This window comes from Acetobacter estunensis, from assembly GCF_011516945.1.
Taxonomy (GTDB): domain Bacteria; phylum Pseudomonadota; class Alphaproteobacteria; order Acetobacterales; family Acetobacteraceae; genus Acetobacter; species Acetobacter estunensis.
Map to the genome: position 1 here is coordinate 71,557 of NZ_WOTH01000007.1, position 17,312 is coordinate 88,868.

Annotated in this window: 14 protein-coding genes; 7 read left to right on the forward strand and 7 right to left on the reverse strand. The window is 62.3% G+C overall.

The annotated features are described in order from the left end of the window. Positions 1 to 97 precede the first annotated feature (97 nt). From pheS to GOB87_RS05400, 7 genes are all read left to right on the forward strand, one after another. Positions 98 to 1,165, forward strand: coding sequence for a phenylalanine--tRNA ligase subunit alpha (gene pheS, locus GOB87_RS05370; RefSeq protein ID WP_166313544.1), 1,068 nt, complete (start codon positions 98 to 100; stop codon positions 1,163 to 1,165). A 3-nt stretch (positions 1,166 to 1,168) separates the two neighbouring features. Continuing rightward, complete coding sequence (pheT, locus tag GOB87_RS05375; protein WP_166313546.1) at positions 1,169 to 3,631, forward strand: phenylalanine--tRNA ligase subunit beta; 2,463 nt, start codon at positions 1,169 to 1,171, stop codon at positions 3,629 to 3,631. 49 nt (positions 3,632 to 3,680) lie between these two features. Next, the gene (locus GOB87_RS05380; RefSeq protein WP_166313548.1) at positions 3,681 to 4,835 is read left to right on the forward strand and encodes an ATP phosphoribosyltransferase regulatory subunit; all 1,155 of its coding nucleotides are present in this window, start codon (positions 3,681 to 3,683) and stop codon (positions 4,833 to 4,835) included. Positions 4,836 to 4,887: 52 nt separating this feature from the next. Beyond that, complete coding sequence (locus GOB87_RS05385; RefSeq protein WP_166313550.1) at positions 4,888 to 6,177, forward strand: adenylosuccinate synthase; 1,290 nt, start codon at positions 4,888 to 4,890, stop codon at positions 6,175 to 6,177. An 84-nt stretch (positions 6,178 to 6,261) separates the two neighbouring features. Further along, entirely contained in the window at positions 6,262 to 8,025 is a 1,764-nt protein-coding gene (locus GOB87_RS05390; protein WP_166313552.1) for a protein kinase family protein, read from the forward strand. Next, positions 8,022 to 8,240, forward strand: a complete 219-nt coding sequence (locus GOB87_RS05395) for a hypothetical protein (protein ID WP_166313554.1) — start codon at positions 8,022 to 8,024, stop codon at positions 8,238 to 8,240. Before GOB87_RS05390 ends, GOB87_RS05395 begins: the two co-directional genes overlap by 4 nt. After that, the gene (locus tag GOB87_RS05400) at positions 8,237 to 8,734 is read left to right on the forward strand and encodes a hypothetical protein (protein ID WP_166313556.1); all 498 of its coding nucleotides are present in this window, start codon (positions 8,237 to 8,239) and stop codon (positions 8,732 to 8,734) included. Before GOB87_RS05395 ends, GOB87_RS05400 begins: the two co-directional genes overlap by 4 nt. A gap of 4 nt (positions 8,735 to 8,738) precedes the next feature. On the opposite strand, the gene GOB87_RS05405 is transcribed toward GOB87_RS05400, so the two are convergent. From GOB87_RS05405 to GOB87_RS05435, 7 genes are all read right to left on the reverse strand, one after another. Next, entirely contained in the window at positions 8,739 to 9,668 is a 930-nt protein-coding gene (locus GOB87_RS05405) for a TIM44-like domain-containing protein (RefSeq protein WP_166313558.1), read from the reverse strand. Between the two features lie 84 nt (positions 9,669 to 9,752). Next, complete coding sequence (locus GOB87_RS05410; protein ID WP_166313560.1) at positions 9,753 to 11,096, reverse strand: TldD/PmbA family protein; 1,344 nt, start codon at positions 11,094 to 11,096, stop codon at positions 9,753 to 9,755. Then, positions 11,093 to 12,358 carry a M16 family metallopeptidase gene (locus GOB87_RS05415; RefSeq protein ID WP_166313562.1) on the reverse strand — a complete coding sequence of 422 codons (1,266 nt, stop codon included), beginning with the start codon at positions 12,356 to 12,358 and terminating at the stop codon, positions 11,093 to 11,095. Before GOB87_RS05415 ends, GOB87_RS05410 begins: the two co-directional genes overlap by 4 nt. A 45-nt stretch (positions 12,359 to 12,403) precedes the next feature. Next, a complete protein-coding gene (gene thrC / locus GOB87_RS05420; RefSeq protein ID WP_166313564.1) occupies positions 12,404 to 13,804 on the reverse strand; it encodes a threonine synthase in 1,401 nt (466 codons plus the stop codon). Between the two features lie 40 nt (positions 13,805 to 13,844). Next, positions 13,845 to 14,987 (reverse strand): L-dopachrome tautomerase-related protein, encoded by a 1,143-nt coding sequence (locus tag GOB87_RS05425; RefSeq protein WP_166313566.1) that lies wholly within the window; start codon positions 14,985 to 14,987, stop codon positions 13,845 to 13,847. A gap of 73 nt (positions 14,988 to 15,060) precedes the next feature. Next, entirely contained in the window at positions 15,061 to 16,338 is a 1,278-nt protein-coding gene (locus tag GOB87_RS05430; protein WP_166313568.1) for an Hsp70 family protein, read from the reverse strand. A gap of 46 nt (positions 16,339 to 16,384) precedes the next feature. Then, the gene (locus GOB87_RS05435) at positions 16,385 to 17,206 is read right to left on the reverse strand and encodes an EAL domain-containing protein (protein ID WP_166313570.1); all 822 of its coding nucleotides are present in this window, start codon (positions 17,204 to 17,206) and stop codon (positions 16,385 to 16,387) included. Positions 17,207 to 17,312: the final 106 nt, after the last annotated feature.

Below are 17,312 nucleotides of genomic sequence, written 5' to 3' on the forward strand. Positions count from 1 at the left end.
ACGTGGGGGTTTTCTCGCGCCCGTGAAGCGGCTATCCGCCCTTGGCAGACGGCCCCGCCTCCCGCACCCCGGAGGCATCAGACGTGGATGAGGTCACATGAGCGACGATGTCGATACGCTCCGTACGGAGTGCCTGGCGGCTCTTGCCGAGGCGCAGGACCAGCGTGGCTGGGACGCGATCCGGGTGGCCTTTCTCGGTAAATCGGGGCGGCTGACGGGACTGCTCAAACAGCTTGGGCGCATGGACGCCGAAGAGCGCAAGACCCGTGGCGCGCAGCTCAACCGCCTGCGCGATGAACTGACCCGCGCCATTGAAGAGCGCGGACGTGAGATCGAAGCCGCAGCGCTTGACGCGCGGCTGATCGCTGAGCGCGTGGATGTGACTCTGCCTGTTGTCGAGACACCGCGTGGCGGCATCCATCCCGTCAGTCAGGCGGTGGAGGAAATCACGGCCATCTTCGGCGCGATGGGTTTTACCGTGGCCGAAGGGCCCGACATTGAAACGGACTGGCACAACTTTTCCGCGCTCAATACGCCCGAACACCATTCCGCCCGCACCGACCACGACACGTTCTATCTTCCGTCCAAAGAAGGCGAGGGGGCGCGTGTGCTGCGCACCCAGACCTCGGGCGTGCAGATCCGCACGATGCTGGGGCAGGAGCCGCCGATCCGCATCATCGCTCCGGGCCGGACCTACCGCGCCGATCACGACGCGACCCATTCGCCCATGTTTCATCAGTGCGAGGGACTGGTGGTCGATCGCGGCATCACGCTCGGCCACCTCAAGGGGACATTGATCGAGTTCCTGCGGGTCTTCTTCGGCAAGCCGGAACTGCCGGTGCGCTTTCGCGCCTCCTACTTTCCGTTTACCGAGCCTTCGATGGAGGTCGATATCGGCTGGTCGCGCAAGACCGGCGAGATCGGTGGGGGTGATGACTGGCTGGAAGTGCTTGGCTCGGGCATGGTGCATCCGCGCGTATTGGCCAATTGTGGGCTGGACCCGAAAGAGTGGCAGGGCTTTGCTTTCGGTATGGGCATCGAGCGCTTGTCGATGCTCAAAAACGGCATTCCCGACCTACGTTCCTTCTATGAAAGCGATGTTCGCTGGTTGCGTCACTACGGGACCGATCCGCTCGCGCCCGCCCTGCTGCACGAGGGAGTCTGATCCATGAAGTTCACGCTATCCTGGCTGCATGAGCATCTCGACACCGCCGCCACGGTGGAAGACATCTGCGCCACGCTGAACCGCATCGGCCTTGAGGTTGAGGACGTGGAGCAGCGCGGCAAGGCGCTGGAGCCGTTCCTGACCGCCCGCATCGTGGAGGCCATGCAACATCCCAATGCGGATCGCCTGCGTGTGTGCAAGGTCGATGCCGGTCCGGGGTTTCAGGACGTGCAGGTCGTCTGCGGGGCGCCCAACGCCCGTACGGGGCTAGCTGTCATCTTCGCGCCGCCGGGGACATATGTTCCGGGGCTCGACATCACCATCAAGGCGGGCAAGATCCGTGGTGAAGCCAGTGGCGGAATGCTGTGCTCGCTGCGTGAACTGGGGCTTGGCGAGGAATCGAACGGCATTGCCGAACTGCCCGAGGACACCTTCCCCGGTCAGTCTTATGCCGATTTCGCCGGGCTGGACGATACGGTCATCGATATCGCCATAACCCCCAACCGGGGCGATGCGCTGGCTGTGCGCGGCATTGCGCGCGATCTGGCGGCAGCCGGTCTGGGTAAGCTCAAGCCGTTTCTGGCCGAGACGGTGGAGGGCACGTTTCCGTCGCCTGTGTCATGGAAGCGGGAATGGCCGGAGGCCTGCCCGTGGGTGCTGGGACGCACCATTCGCGGTGTGAAGAACGGACCCAGCCCGCAATGGCTGCGCGACAGGCTCGAATCCGTGGGGCTGCGCTCCATTTCCACACTGGTGGACATCACCAACCTGTTCTGTCTCGATCTCGGGCGTCCGCTGCACGTCTTCGATGTGGCGCGGATCAAGGGCGATACGCTCACGGTCTGCCGTGGCGGGGGGGAGAGCGTCCGCACGCTTGATGGCAAGGACCATATCGTCACGGCCGAAGATTGCGTGATTGCGGATGGTGCCGGTGTGCAGTCCATTGCAGGCATCATGGGTGGGGCGGAGACCGAGGTTTCCGCCGGCACGACGGATGTGTTCGTGGAATGCGCGCTGTTCGATCCCATTCGTATCGCCCTGACCGGCCGTCGTCTGGGCATCAACTCCGATGCCCGTTATCGCTTCGAGCGTGGGGTGGATCAGGCGTTGCCGGTGGCAGCGCTGGAGGCCGCCACACGCATGATGATCGATCTGTGTGGGGGAGAGGCCAGCGACGTCGTGTCTGCAGGCGCGGAACCGCACTGGCAGCGTTCGGCGCGTCTGCGTTTTGCTCGTGTGGCGGGTCTTGGCGGGCTGGATGTGCCCCCCAAGGAGAGCATCGACATTCTGGGGCATCTCGGCTTCGAGGTGGGACAACAGGATGCGGAGTCTGTCACTGTCAGCGTGCCTTCATGGCGCAATGACATCGCCCAGCCGGTCGTCCTCGATCCGTCGCCCACCATTGCAGCGGATCGTTGCATGCTGCTGGAAGACTCGGTGCGTGAAATCGAACCCGAATGCGATCTGATCGAGGAAATCCTGCGGATCAAGGGGCTGGATCAGGTGCCGCCCGTCGCCTTGCCGTTGCGTTCCACAGTGCCGGGAGTCGCGCTGACACCGGGACGTACACGTCTGGCGAAGGCCCGCCGTGTGCTCGCGGCACGCGGTCTGATGGAAACCATCGGCTTCTCTTTCATCGCGCATGAGGACGCTGCCCGCTATGGGGAGGCGCCGGAATCGCTGCGGCTGCTCAATCCCATCGCCGCCGATCTGGACCAGATGCGTCCCACACCTCTGCCGAGTCTTGTGGCGGCAGCCCAGCGTAACGCGGCGCGGGGTTGGGCGGATGTCGCTCTCTTCGAGATCGGAGCGGCTTTCGGGGAGGAGAGCCAGACCACTCTTGCCGCAGGTGTGCGCAGTGGCCACACGCCACGCCAGCCCGGTGGGGGTGGACTGCCCATGACCTTCATGGCCGCAAAGGCCGATGCGCTGGATGTGCTGCTTTCTCTGGGAGTGTCGCCGGAGGCTCTCAGTGTGACCACCGATGCGCCGGGCTATTATCATCCGGGCCGCTCGGGCGTTTTGCGTCAGGGGCCGAAGACGGTGCTGGCCAATTTCGGGGAACTGCATCCTTCCTTGCTGAAAGAGGCCGGATTTGATGCGCCCGTCGTGGCGTTCGAGGTGTTCCTCGATCGTATCCCCGAGCCGAAGCGCCGCAAGAAGACTGCCCCGGAACTTTCGCCTTTCCAGCCGGTGCGCCGCGATTTCGCTTTCGTTGTCGCAAAAGATACGCCTGTGGGCGATGTTCTCCGTGCGGCCCGGGGTGCGGAACGCAACCTGATCGCGAATGTGTCGTTGTTCGATGTTTATGAAGGCGACAAGCTGCCGGAAGGGCAGAAATCGGTCGCGGTCGAAGTCGTGCTTCAACCGAAAGGCGCCAGCCTGACGGATGGGGAGATCGAAGTCGCTTGCGACAAGGTCGTAGCCGCCGTTGCCAAGGCGACCGGCGCGACATTGCGGTCGTGAGGACATCTCGGCACATGACCCGCACTCCAGCCAATGGTATGAGCGCAGCATGACGTGCGATCAGCTTCCTTCTCCGGCGCTTCTGCCGCCCGGCTTTGCCGACCGTCTTCCGCTTGACGCCCAGACGGAGGCTAACGGCACACAGGCGCTCCTGTCCGTGTTCGCAAGCCACGGTTACGAGCGTGTGGAACCGCCGCTTCTGGAGTTTGAGGACACATTACTGGGCGGGGCGGGAGCCGCTCTGGCCGAGCAGGCATTTCGGATGATGGACCCGGACACGCGCCGTATGATGGCGTTGCGGCCCGATATCACGCCGCAGGTGGCTCGTATTGCCGCGACGCGCCTGCGCGATGCGCCTCGTCCGTTGCGCCTGTCCTACGCCGGGCAGGTCGTGCTGGTGAGTAACGATATTGCGGGTGAGGACGCGCGCCAGATCGCACAGGCGGGTATCGAGTTGCTGGGGCCCGACAGCGCCGAGGCGGATGCTGAGGTCGTCAGCGTGGTGGCGGAAGCACTTGGGCGCGTGGGCGTTGCGGATCTGTCCTTCGATCTCACCATGCCGCCACTGGTGCCATGCCTGATCGAGCAGGCTGGTCTGACTCCGGCCGCCCGTACGGCGCTCATGCATGCGCTGGATCGCAAGGATGCGGCGGCTGTGGCCGAGCATGGTGGTGTGATTGCCCAGACGCTTATTGCATTGCTCAGCGCCGCAGGCGATGCCGAACAGGCGCTGGCAGCGCTCGGGAAAGTTCATCTGCCCGAACAGGCGCGGCAGTTCAGTGATCGGCTGACGGCAACGGTCGCGGCCATCCGTGCGCGTCTGCCAAGTATTCAGATTACCGTCGATCCAGTGGAGTTTCGTGGCTGGAAATACCACACGGGCGTCTGCCTGACGGTCTATTCCCTGACCACACAGGAAGAACTCGGGCGCGGCGGTCGGTATCGCAGCAACGATAACGAACCGGCCTGCGGCCTTACATTGCGGCCGGGCGCCGTGTTTCGTGCGGCTCCACCCGTGCATGTCGCGCCACGTGTCTATCTGCCGTTCGGGACCGATGCGGCACAGGCGCGCAGGCTGCGCGAAGAAGGGCACATCACGGTTGCCGCGCTTGCTGCTGAGAGCGATGCTGAGCGGGAAGCGCGACGTCTTGGCTGCACTCACATCGCCCGACGCGATACGCTGGTGCCGCTCGTCTCCGCTTGATTCCAACTCCTCCGGCCTCCGGGCCTGAATTTCACCGCAGGGGAAACTGCGCATGTCCAATGTCACCGTAATCGGAACCCAGTGGGGGGACGAGGGTAAAGGCAAGATCGTCGATTGGCTGGCGAGCCGCGCCGATGTCGTGGTCCGCTTTCAGGGCGGCCACAATGCCGGTCACACGCTTGTCGTGGGCGATCAGGTCTACAAACTCTCGCTGCTGCCTTCAGGGCTGGTGCGGGGCAAGCTGGGCATCATCGGTAATGGCGTGGTGGTGGACCCGCAGGCGCTTCTGGCCGAGATCGGACGTGTGCAGGCACAAGGTCTTCCGGTTTCTCCCGAAACCCTGAAAGTGGCTGAAAACGTGCCTCTGATCCTGCCGCTGCATGGCGCGTTGGACCGCGCGCGTGAAGCCGCGCGCGGTGACCGCAAGATCGGCACTACGGGACGGGGCATCGGTCCGGCCTATGAGGACAAGGTGGCGCGTCGCGCGATCCGTCTGTGCGATCTGGCCGAGCCGGAGACGCTGGACTGGAAGGTGGACGAACTGCTGCTGCACCATAACACCTTGCTGGCCGGGCTGGGCGCGGAGCAGTTCACAAAGGAGGAAGTTATCGCCTTCCTCATCGACATAGCACCGAAAGTGCTGCCCTATATGGCGCCTGTGGCCGATCTTCTGGAAGCGGAACGCAAGGGCGGCAAGCGCATCCTGTTCGAAGGTGCGCAGGCCGTCATGCTGGATGTCGATCACGGCACCTATCCCTTCGTGACGAGTTCCAACACCGTGGCGTCCAACGCCGGGACCGGTTCGGGCATGGGGCCGAACGCCGCGGGTTTCGTGCTGGGCATCGCCAAGGCCTACACCACCCGCGTGGGTGAGGGACCATTCCCTTCCGAACTGTTCGATGAAACGGGCCGGACGCTGGGTGAGCGCGGTCACGAGTTCGGCACGGTCACGGGGCGTCCGCGTCGTTGCGGCTGGTTCGATGCCGTGCTGGTCAAGCATGCGGCGCAGGTCGGTGGCGTCAACGGGCTGGCGCTGACCAAGCTGGATGTTCTTGACGGTCTGGCCGAGATCAAGGTGTGCGTGGGGTATGAACTGGATGGAGAGGTGATCCGTCGCTTCCCTGCAGGTTCGGCGGCGCAGGCACGTGTGAAGCCGGTTTATGAGACGCTGGAAGGCTGGGGCGAATCGACTCAGGGCGCCCGTAGCTGGGCCGATCTCCCGGCGCAGGCGGTGAAATATGTGCGCCGCATTGAGGAACTGGTGGGAGCACCGGTGACGCTGTTGTCCACAAGTCCTGAGCGTGACGACACGATTCTGGTGAAGGATCCTTTCGACGCCTGAACCGGCTTTGGGCTGCATGATGTAAGCGGTCCGTTAAGCACCGGCTGCTAACTCTTTCCCGTTCACAAACTGGGAAAGAGTTACATGGCCGACGACGAGGACATTGCAGAGGACGATCTGTCTGCAACCGGGACTTCCGGACGCCTTGTCATCGGTGGCCGTTATGTCGTGGAAACGGAGCACGCCGCTCCCGAACTTGCTCATTGCAAGACGTGCGTCGTCCGCGACCAGATATCTCATTCAGCAGAACTGGTGGCTCTGGCCCCGGATGCCTTTCATGCGGCTCGGGAAAACGCCGCAGCTTTCGCCCGCGTTCGGGCTCCCAATACCCTGACAATCCACGCGGTAGATGACAGTTCCGGTTCGGTCTGGATCGTCTGTGACGCGCCCCCCGGCCCTTCCCTGATGGAAACGGGCGGGTGGACGGAAAAATCCGTTCTTGAGCGCGTGATCGAGCCAGTCGCAGCCGCTTTGCATGCTTACAAGGAAGCTGGACTGACGCATCGCGCCATTCGGCCCGATAACATGTTCGATCCGGGGGGGCGGTTGCCTGTCCGACTTGGTCCGGCCGTAGCCGGACCGTCCGCCTTCTGGCAACCTGACCGTTTCGAACCGTTGTCATCCGTGCTGTGTTTTCCTGCAGGACGAGGGCGCGGCACGATCGCGGATGATGTGTTCGCTCTGGGGGCCGTCGCCGCGTGGCTTCTGAGCGGATGTCCGTCCTACGCTGCCGATGTGGTAGGTGCCAATCTGGAAGAGCGCTTCGCAAAGGGAAGTTTTGCAGCGCTCGCGGGCCATCTTTCCCTTTCGGTCGAAGCGAAGGCGATGCTTGCGGCCATGTTGGCGGATGATCCGGCAGCCCGGCCAGCGCCGCGCGATCTGCTCAATGCCGCAGCACACAAGGGATATGTGGCACGTAAAACTCCTGTTGCGACCATCCCAATTCAGGTCGGCCCGATGAAGGTGAGGACGACGCGAGATCTGGCTTGGCGGGCGACCTTGCATCCCAAGGAGTTTACGGACCTTTTCATGCGCGGGACCGTCGAACGCTGGCTTCTGCATGAAATGGGGATGACGCAGACGGCCGGACGTCTAGCATCGATTGCCAAGGATATTACTCTCGCTGAGGACGGAGTGCTGGGTAACTCCGTCCTCATGGAGATTGTGGCGCTTCTTGAACCTTCATTGCCCATGTTCTGGGGAAAAATGTGGTTCTGGCCGGATGCTTTGGGGCAACTGGTGGTTAGCTCTATGGAAAGCGCCGGAGCGTTTCCCTTCGATGTGCCTACGACGATTGTCACCATTCTGCGCAGCGGAAAGCTGGCGCGGTTCGGCCAAATCTCTTCAGTGCCCATTCAGGATACGGCCTGCCAGCAGATGCAGGCGGCGGCCCGAAAAGCGCAGGTGGACGATGCGACGTCCGTTGTGCGTCTGGCCTATGTCTTCAATCATTTCCAGTCCTGTTTGTCGTCACGATGCATCGAACAGCGTCTTTCCAGCGCTGGAGCCCTTCTTCATTGGCTCAACGCCACACGCTCGGCCATTCCCCAAGGCTCTAATGCTCTTCTGGACGCACATATGACGGCTTTTCTGGTGGCGTCCGTTCATCGCAGCGGTGTCATTGAATATTTTGACGATCTGATGCCCGATCGCTCGTCATGGACTTCAGACCTGCTTTTGCTTGCACGCCTTCAAAAGCAGTTGGCGACGGGACCGTTGCCGGGTGTCGGCCGCCAGCTTCTTCCTCATCTGACCGCAGCCCTGAAACGCTGGCGCAGTCGGAAAACCCGGACGGCCCGGGGGGAGCTCTCGCGACTGCTGCGGGTGAGGGAGACCTTCAGAAAATGAACGAACTGCTGTCCGATAAGGCGGCCTTTACCCGGGATCAGCAGGAATGGACGGCGGCGCAACGTGAAGCGGCGAGCATTGAAGCCTCACTTGCACAGGCGCGCACCTGGAAGCCTGAGATAACACCTCGTGCGCGTCTTGAGATTGTACGTATAGCTACATCGGTGGGCATGATGGCGATGGTGGGCGCATTGTGTGTGGAGCTGGTGCTGTGAGTGCGTCTTCAGCGGGAACACGCCGGATCGGGGGCATGAAGTGGTGGCATGGGCTGGTCTGTGGCGCGGCACTGGCATGGATGCCCGGCTATGCCTTGCTGATCGGAGTCCTGCTCGCGCCTGTGCTGATACTTCATATTCTTGATTTTCGTCGCAGTGAAGAAATGGCGCGGATTCTGGCGCCCTATGCCTTTGCCGCGTTGATCCATCCTTTTCATCAGTTGTGGTCGGCCGATGGAACGCTGGATGCGGCTTTCGGTATTCTTTCCGATCCCATGACGTCAATTTTGAGCTGGGGCGCGACCGCTTTGGCATGGCTCACTTTTGAAGGGGGAGTGCTCGGCATTCGCCTGTGGCGTCAATATCAGATGACACGGCAGAAAGCGGAGTGGACGGCCCGGCTCAAGGCTTTGCAGGAAGAGTGGGGCGATGAGGAGCCATCGTCACCGTCGCCTCCCGTCGGAGCGGGAGCGACAGCGACGACAACGCCGTGAAAGATTAGCGGGCCTGCTGGATGGCTGAGAGAAGCCATGCGCCGCCCGACGACGGCCGCACGAAGGTCCACAGTTCCGTCACTACAACCGGTTCGGTGGAGCTTCCCGCCACGACACGACCGGTCATGTCCGTGGTCAGGTCGATCAGGCTGTAACGAATGGCGACCGTGGCGTAATCGTAGCCGTTTTCAGTCCATGCTTCGGCCAAATCGCCTTGCAGGAAACGTACGTCCGAGACGACATTGCGTTCGCCCCGACTGGCAAGAGCGCCAAGCTGCTGGTTGAAATAGCTCACCATTTCCGGTGTCGCCATGCCCTGCAATGCGGGGATGTTCTGCTGGCTCCATGCGGTCTGAATGTTCAGCAGCAGTGTCTGAAAAGCCTGATAATCCTGCGCCCCGATCTGAAGCGTGGATGGCGCTGTGCGACCGTTTGAACTCCCGGCGGCTCCCACAGGAAACGCTCCGGCAGAGCCGGCGCCGCCATTACGGTTGCGCGTGAAGAGGGCGAACAGCCAGCGGATCACGATCACGGCCAGAAAAATCTGGAGCAGCAGTCCGACAAACCCGAACAGACCATGCACGCCACCGAGGAAACCATGCCCGGACAGAAGACCGAACACGCCCGCTCCCAGCATGCCGCCCATAAAGCCGGTCAGGAAAGGATGACGCGACTGGCCCATCATCGGCGCGTTGCCATAACGCGGCGCGGATTGACCCGGCATCCCGTAACCCGGTGTCTGACGCGGAGCGATGGAGCGTTCCATCGGGGCTGCGCCATAGGGGGATGTGCGCGTGGGAGCAGGGGCCGACCATGTGCGGCTTCCCCGACTGCCCATCGATCCTCCTTCGCCGGGGCGCGCCTGCGCGATACCGGAGAAGAGAGACAGGGCAATGGCCACGGCGGCAAAAGCCGTGGTGGAACGAGACTTCATGGTGGACAGAACGCACCTCCGATTACACAGAAACGGATGATCGAAGATCACCCGGCAACCCGTTGCTTACGGTTGAGGAAAGATTCAGTTGCCCGCGACACTCATGGCGTCGATGCGAACGGTGGGTGAATCCATTCCGAAGCGGAAGGACAGGTCGTTTGCCACTTGTACTCGCCCGAACATGTCCAGAAGATTGCCGGCAACCGTGAATTCTGCAACCGGATCGGCAAGCTGGCCATTGCGGATCATGAAACCGGAGGCGCCACGGCTGTAATCGCCGGTAATGCCGTTAACGGCGGAGCCCATCATTTCGGTGATGTAGATACCTTCCTCGATATCGGACATCAGTTCCTGAGGCGTGGCGGTTCCGGGCGCGAAAAACAGGTTGGACACGCCCGGAGACGGAGGGGAAGACGCGCCACGGACCGCTCGTCCATTGGAAAGCAGCTTTAACTGACGTGCGCTGCGGCCATCAAGCAGCCAGTGCTGCAAAACGCCATCCGCCACGAGATCGAGCGTTGCTCCCTGCACACCTTCACCATCGAAAGGACGCGAGCGAAGGCCGCGCTGACGATGCGGATCATCAATCACACGCAGATCTGCCGGAAAAATGCGCTTGCCCATATGCGCTTTCAAGAACGATGTCCCACGGGCGATGGCCACACCGTTGATCGCACCGGCAAGATGCCCAAGCAGGCTGTTCGCTATGCGCGGCGCAAAGAGTATCGGCAGGACGCCGGTGCGCGGCTGTACCGGATCCAGACGGGCGACGGCCTTGCGTCCTGCGCTGGCACCGATAGTTTCCGGAGCATCCAGATCCGCCAGATGAACGGTGCTGTGGTAGTCGTAATCACGCTGCATGGCGGTACCGTGACCGGCAAGCGCGCTCATGGAAATGGAGTGCCGCGTCCGGCCGTACTGTCCGGCCACGCCGCGTGAAGTTGCCAGCGCGACCTGAGTGCGCCCCCATGAGGCGCTGGCTCCGGCTGAATTGGTCACGCCTTCAATGGCTCGTCCGGCATCTTCCGTGCGACGGGCGCGATCGAGCAACTGCGTCGCATCCGTCTCCGTCGGGTCCATCAGATCGAGCGTGTTGGTTTCCACCCGCCCGATCAGTTCCACGCCGTTGGGAAAGCCAGCATTGGCGTCTTCAGGCAGCACACGGGCCATGGCGAGCGCCTGCTCGATCAGCGCATCGAATCCGGCCGGATCCGGTGTGGAGGTCGAGACGATGGCGGAGCGTTTCCCCACGAACACCCGCAGGCCGAGATCGGTGGTCTCGGAGCGTTCCAGTTCTTCCGTGACGCCGTTGCGCACGCTCACGCCCAAAGCTGTACCGCCTGCATAGACGGCGTCAGCGGCATCGGCACCGTGTTTCGTGGCGCGTGCGACAATCTCGCAGGCGAGGTCGAGGGGAGAGGTGCTCATGCCGCAAGTTGCTCCTCAAGCGTGCCGAAAGACATCACGCCATCCACCGGACCGAGGCAGGCGAGTGTGGGCTGCGCGCGGAAGATGCGCCGCGCCACGCGGCTGATGTCATCGGGTGTTACAGCGTCGATCTTCGCCACGGTCTCGGCAATCGGGATCAGGCGACCGAAGATCTGAAGCTGTCGAGCGATCTGCTCACACCGGCTACCCGTGCTTTCCAGTGACATGAGCAGCGAAGACTTGAGTTGGGCGCGGGCGCGGGTCAGTTCCGGTGTGGTGATGGCCTGCTGCACCTTGGCCAGTTCATCCAGTGTCACGGGCAGAAGCTCGCGGGCTTCCTCCTTGCCGGTTCCGGCGTAGATGCCGAACAGACCGCCATCGAGAAAGGGCGTGATGAAGGAATAGACCGAATAGACCAGTCCGCGTTTTTCACGGATTTCCTGAAACAGCCGTGAGGACATGCCTCCGCCCAGAAGGGTGGAAAGCAGCAGGGCTGCATGATAGTCCGCGTCTCCATAGGGCACAGACGGGAAGCCGAGCAGGATATGTGCCTGATCGAGTTCCTTTTCCTTGCGGTATTCGCCGCCGGTGTAATGGCTGGTGACGCGGGGCATTTTCTTGCCGGAGGGCAGATCCGCGAAGTGACGGCTCACCCGCTCCACCACATCGTCATGATGGAGGTTGCCTGCGGCGGCGACGATCATGTTGTCCGCAGTGTAGTGAGCGCGCATATAGCCCATCAGGGTGTCGCGGCTCATCTCGCGGATCAGGCTTTCCGTTCCGAGCGTGGGTAGCCCCATCGGCTGGCCTGCGAACGCCGTTTCCTGAAAATGATCGAAGATGATGTCATCAGGCGTGTCGTTGGCCTGCCCAATTTCCTGAAGGATGACGCCACGTTCGCGTTCCACTTCCTCGGGCAGGAACGTGGAGTGGGAGAGGATGTCACCGATGATGTCGATGCCCAGCCCCAGATCACCCTTGAGCAGCTTGACGTAATAGGCCGTCTGCTCGCGCGCCGTATAGGCGTTGATGTGGCCGCCCACATTCTCGATTTCTTCCGCAATTCGGGCGGCAGAACGCGAGGTCGTGCCCTTGAAGGCCATATGTTCGAGGAAATGGGAAACGCCGTTTTCCTCGGGACGTTCGTCGCGGGTGCCGGTGGCGACATAGGCTCCGAATGAGACGGTCTCGACGCGCTCCATGCGCTCTGTGACAACGGTCAGGCCGGAAGGCAGGCGGGTCGTCTGGATGGGATCGGTCATGTGTATCCTGAAAGGGGGCGGGAGTGCCTCCCGCCCGGAAGGGGATCAGCGTGAGTTGGCGAGGACGCTGGCCCGGATGGCGTCTTCCACGACCGTGAGATCGTTGGACACCACGCGGTAGCGCTCCTCGCGCTCGAACAGGTCCGCCAGAGATGGGGGCAGTGCGGGCGTAATTCCAGTGGCTTCACGCATGGCATCTGGGAACTTCGCCGGATGCGCCGTCGCCATGGCCACCATGGGTACACCCGGCTCACGGAACGCGCGGCCTGCGGCAATGCCAATGATGGTGTGTGGATCGGCCAGATAGCGGTTTTTCTCGTACAGCGAGCGGATTTCGGCGGTCGTGGCCGCGTCGTCCAGTTCCTTGCCGGAGAACAGGGTGCTGATGGCCTCCCATGCCTTGGAAGGGACGTCCATCTTTCCCGTCGTGCGGAAGCCGGTCATCAGGTTGGCGCAGGCTTGTGCGTCCCGTCCCATCACCTCGAACAGCAGGCGCTCGAAGTTGGAGGAGACCTGAATGTCCATCGACGGCGACAGGCTGGGTACAACCTTGCGGGTGCTCATGTCGTTGCTGTGAAGGAATCGCGTGAGGATGTCGTTGCGGTTGGAGCCAACGCATAGATGCTTCACCGGCAGACCCATCTGGCGTGCGACCCATGCGGCCAGCACGTTGCCGAAATTACCGGTGGGGACAGCGAACGAAACTTCGCGATCCGGCGCGCCAAGCTGAAGCGCGGAATAGACGTAATAGGGGATCTGGGCGGCGATGCGGGCCCAGTTGATGGAGTTGACGGCGGAGAGGTGCATGTCTGTGCGGAACGGAAGATCCGCGAACATGGCTTTCACCAGATCCTGACAGTCGTCGAACGTGCCCTGAACCGCGAGATTGTGAATGTTCGGGTCCAGCACCGTGGTCATCTGGCGACGCTGCACTTCGGAAGTGCGGCCTTCAGGGTGCAGAATGGCCACCGTCAGGCGCTCGCGGCCACGGCAGGCTTCGATCGCGGCGGAGCCGGTGTCGCCGGAGGTCGCTCCCACGATGGTCACGCGTTCGTCACGCTCGTTCAGCACATGGTCGAACAGCCGCCCGAGCAACTGCATGGCCATGTCCTTGAAGGCCAGAGTCGGCCCGTGGAACAACTCCTGCACGAACAGTCCGTCTTCCATCTGCGTGAGCGGCACGATGGCCGCGTGATCGAAGCGGGCATAGGCATCGTGGCACAGCTTGCTGAGCGTCTCATGCGTTAGCGAGTCTTCCGCGAAGGGGGCGATGATGCGCGCCGCCAGTTCCGGGTAGGACAGCGAGCGCATGGCGCGCCATTCGTCTTTCGAGAACTGCGGCCAGCTCTCGGGCATGTAGAGGCCGCCATCCTCCGCCAGACCGGCAAGCAGGATGTCGGAGAAGGAGCGGGTCGGGGCCTGACCACGGGTGGAAACGTATTTCATGTGTCTTCCATAGCCGGTCTAGGCGCCGTCGGGGAGGGGACTATTTGCGCAAAACGTCCGATGTGGCGTCATCGGGCAGGTGCAGCGCATAGACCGTGACAGGCCATTGCACTGTGGCGTGGCCGTTCTGGAAGCGTGCGGCCTGATCGAGTTGCGAGGCGGGCACGTAGAGGGTGTTGCCAGAAAGCGAAGCGCCGCCCGGCCAGCGCAGTCTCGGATCGGTGATGAGATGATGCGGGATGCGGCCCGGCGTGTAGCTGTCGATGCTGCCAGTCGTCACATCGGACCAGTAGAGCGTGCCGTCCGGTCCGACTGTCAAACCACCGAGAGCATGCGTTTTGTACCACAGCGTGGCGCTCTCCTGCAGGGCAGTGTTCGTGGAGTCGGGATCGTCGAACAGAGAGGTGGCAATACGGTAAAGCGGTCCGCAATAGGGCTGGACATAGAGCCATTGGCCATCCGGGCTGATGGCGATCAGGCTGGCGTCAATGGCGATGGGCCGCCCGTCCGGTGCTTTTACTGTGCCGGACGGGGTGGTGATGGGGCGTCCAGCGGTCAGTGCCTGCACGTGATCGAGAAACCGTTGGGCCGAGCCGTCATCGAGATTGACCACGACAAGCCCGGCATCACCGGAATCCGGCACATAGGCCGTGTTGCCATGAATGGCGATGCCACCGAGGACGCTGCCGTGTCGCAGAACATTGGGAGAAAGTTCGATCACTCTCTGCACGGTGTTGTTCTGAGTTTCGATCTGGATCAGTTTCGGTCCCGCCACAGGTGGCTTCTCACGGTCCGGGACACCGCTATCGATGACCCACAGACTCCCATCGGAGGCCAGCGTCATGCCGGTGATGGCGACGAAACGCTGTGCCGGATCGCCTGCGTCCGTATTCCAGCGGCTGTTGGGATAGGGCGTGGGGGCCGCGCCTTTTGCGCTGACGCTCAACTGTGGGGTGGGATTGCCCAGCCAGCCCGGCGCTTCGAGGATCAGGCGTCCATCGGGAAGAGCCTGCACAGCGTCCCATATCTGCGTGGAGGAGGTGAGGGCGGGCGAAAGCGCGTCCCCAGCGACTTCCGGTTTCTCCGGCATGGGAACGGCCCACGCCATTTCTGGCGTAATGAGGGGCGAGAGAAGAAGGGCCGCCAGAAGCGGCAGGCGGGCGCGTGCGGGAAACCGTCTCATGGTGATGAATGTCGCTTCTGGAGCCGCGACTGACAACACCCGTTGGACGCTGACCTGATTCGTCCAGAATGGATTACGCGGAGGCCAGCGCCAGACCTTCGGCCACCGAGACGAACTCGCCTCCGAGTTCCACATGCTCTTCTCCAAAACGCGAAGTAAACAGGTGGCGCACGGCGGGCACGAAGGAGGTGCCGCCGGTGAGGAAGACGCGATCGATCTGATTGGGTGTCAGATTCGCTTCATTCATGGCGCGATCAATGCCTTCATCGAGTTGTGCGATGTCGGGAGCAATCCAGCGCTCGAACTCTTCACGGGAAATGGAAGTCTCGATGTTCAGACCGGGCTGAGAAAAGCTGAGCTGTGCGGTTTCGGCGGAAGAGAGGGCGCGTTTGGTTGCCGAGACCGCATTGTAGAGTTCCTGTCCGCGCTGTTCGCGGATCAACTCGATGAGGTTTTCCAGCTTCTGTGGTTCGGAGGCGGTGCGCGCGACATCCGCGATTTCATTGAGAATGCGGGGTGTGCGCATCAGCGAAAGGCGGTGCCAGCGGGCGAGCGCACGGAACCATTCGATGGGCACTGGCAGAGGTTCTCCGCCCATGATGCGGAAAGTGCAGTCGCGGCCGAGAGACGGCGCCACCACGTTATCGATGATCCGGAAGTCGAACTGGTCCCCTGCCAGTCCTACACCGGCGTGTCCTAGTGGCTGGGTGGCCTGCGTTCCGCCGGGATCGAAGCGCATGACCGAGAAATCGCTTGTGCCGCCGCCGAAATCCCCCACCAGCACAGTGGCGGGGCGATCAAGACGCTGCATGAAGCGCCATCCGGCGGCTTCCGGCTCCAGCATGACAGAAACATCGGCGAAACCCGCTTCGGCAAAACCGGCCCGCAAGCGTTTCTCTCCAAGAGCATCATCGGCGTTCTCGCCCACGAAATGTACCGGCCGCCCAACCGTCACGGCGCAATCGGCCGGGGAGAGGCCGCCCAGCTTCATCAGTTCGCGCAAGAAAGTGGCGATAAGGCGTTCCAGTGACAGCCGCTGGCCGAACACCTGTGTTTCACGGAAGCTGGCCTGCGCCAGATAGGACTTCATGGACATGATCAGGCGGGTCTCGGCCGGGTCGTCCAGATGCGCCTCGATTGCGTCTGCGCCCACGGCACGTTCCAGCACGCGGCGTCCACCTTCCATTTCCTGCCAGATGGCCAGCAATGTGCGGCAGGTTTCGGTGGTGGAGCCGTCCTGCATGGGAAAATGAATGGTCTGGATCGTGCGGTCGGGCCGCGCGATCACGATGACGCTGTTGGTCGTGCCGAAATCGATACCGATCCGGGTGAGGGCGTAGGAGGACGTCATGACGGGCGGAGATAGAGTTCGACCGCCTGCCTGTCCATGTCTGATTTCAGGTGGTGAGAGGGGACACGTTCTCGTCGGCATACAGTCGCAGGAAGTCAGGCAGCGGTTCCGCTGTTCCCAGCGCCATGCCACCGCCTTCCCGACAGTCGATCGATTGAAGAAAGGAAAGAGTGTCCGCCGTATCCACCCCATCCGCGCGCGTGGTCAGCCCCATATCGCTGGCCAGTCGGATAATGGCGTGGGCCATGCTGCGGTTAACGGTTTGCTGTTCATCATCGCTTGTCTGAAAGAGATGGCGATCGAGCTTCACCCCGGTCAGGAGACCGGCAAATGTGCGGTCTCTCAGAAGGGTTAGGCTGGACGTACCGGACCCGAAGCCCGCCAGAATCAGGCCCACGCCAACATCACGCAACGCGGCGAGGGAATAGAACAGAGTATCGGTGTCTTCCGTCAGGCTGATCTCGGTAAATTCAAGGTCGAGACGATTGGCTTCGAAATCGTGCGTCGTCAGGGCCGTCGTCAGGCGCGTCAGCAGGTCTTCGGGAAGCGGTCCGGCATGTTCGATTGGCAGTGAGAGGCGACATCCGGGCGGCAGACTCGCTGCTGCTGCGCATCCATCCGAGAGAAGGCGCCCCCAGGCCGGATCTTTCTGTCGGCCACGTCGTACAGAAGGGCGGCTGATGATGGGTGTCGGCGCGGGCTGGAGATCGGCGCCTGTCAGACGCAGGGTCGAAAGGCAGCGACGCGGAGAAAGAATGAGGGGTGGGGCCAGCCGGACATCCGGACGCGTCTCCACATTGCGTGGAGCCTTGCGGCGTGGTGGTTCGGACTGTGCCGTGGTGACGGTCACGGGTAGGGGATCTCCCATTTGCAAGGCTCGTGGGAGAATGGGGGAGAGTGGTAATTTTCTGGTAAACCGCACCAGAATTTCGTGTCTCTACAGACGTTTTCCCGAACTGGTGAAGAAAAGCCCC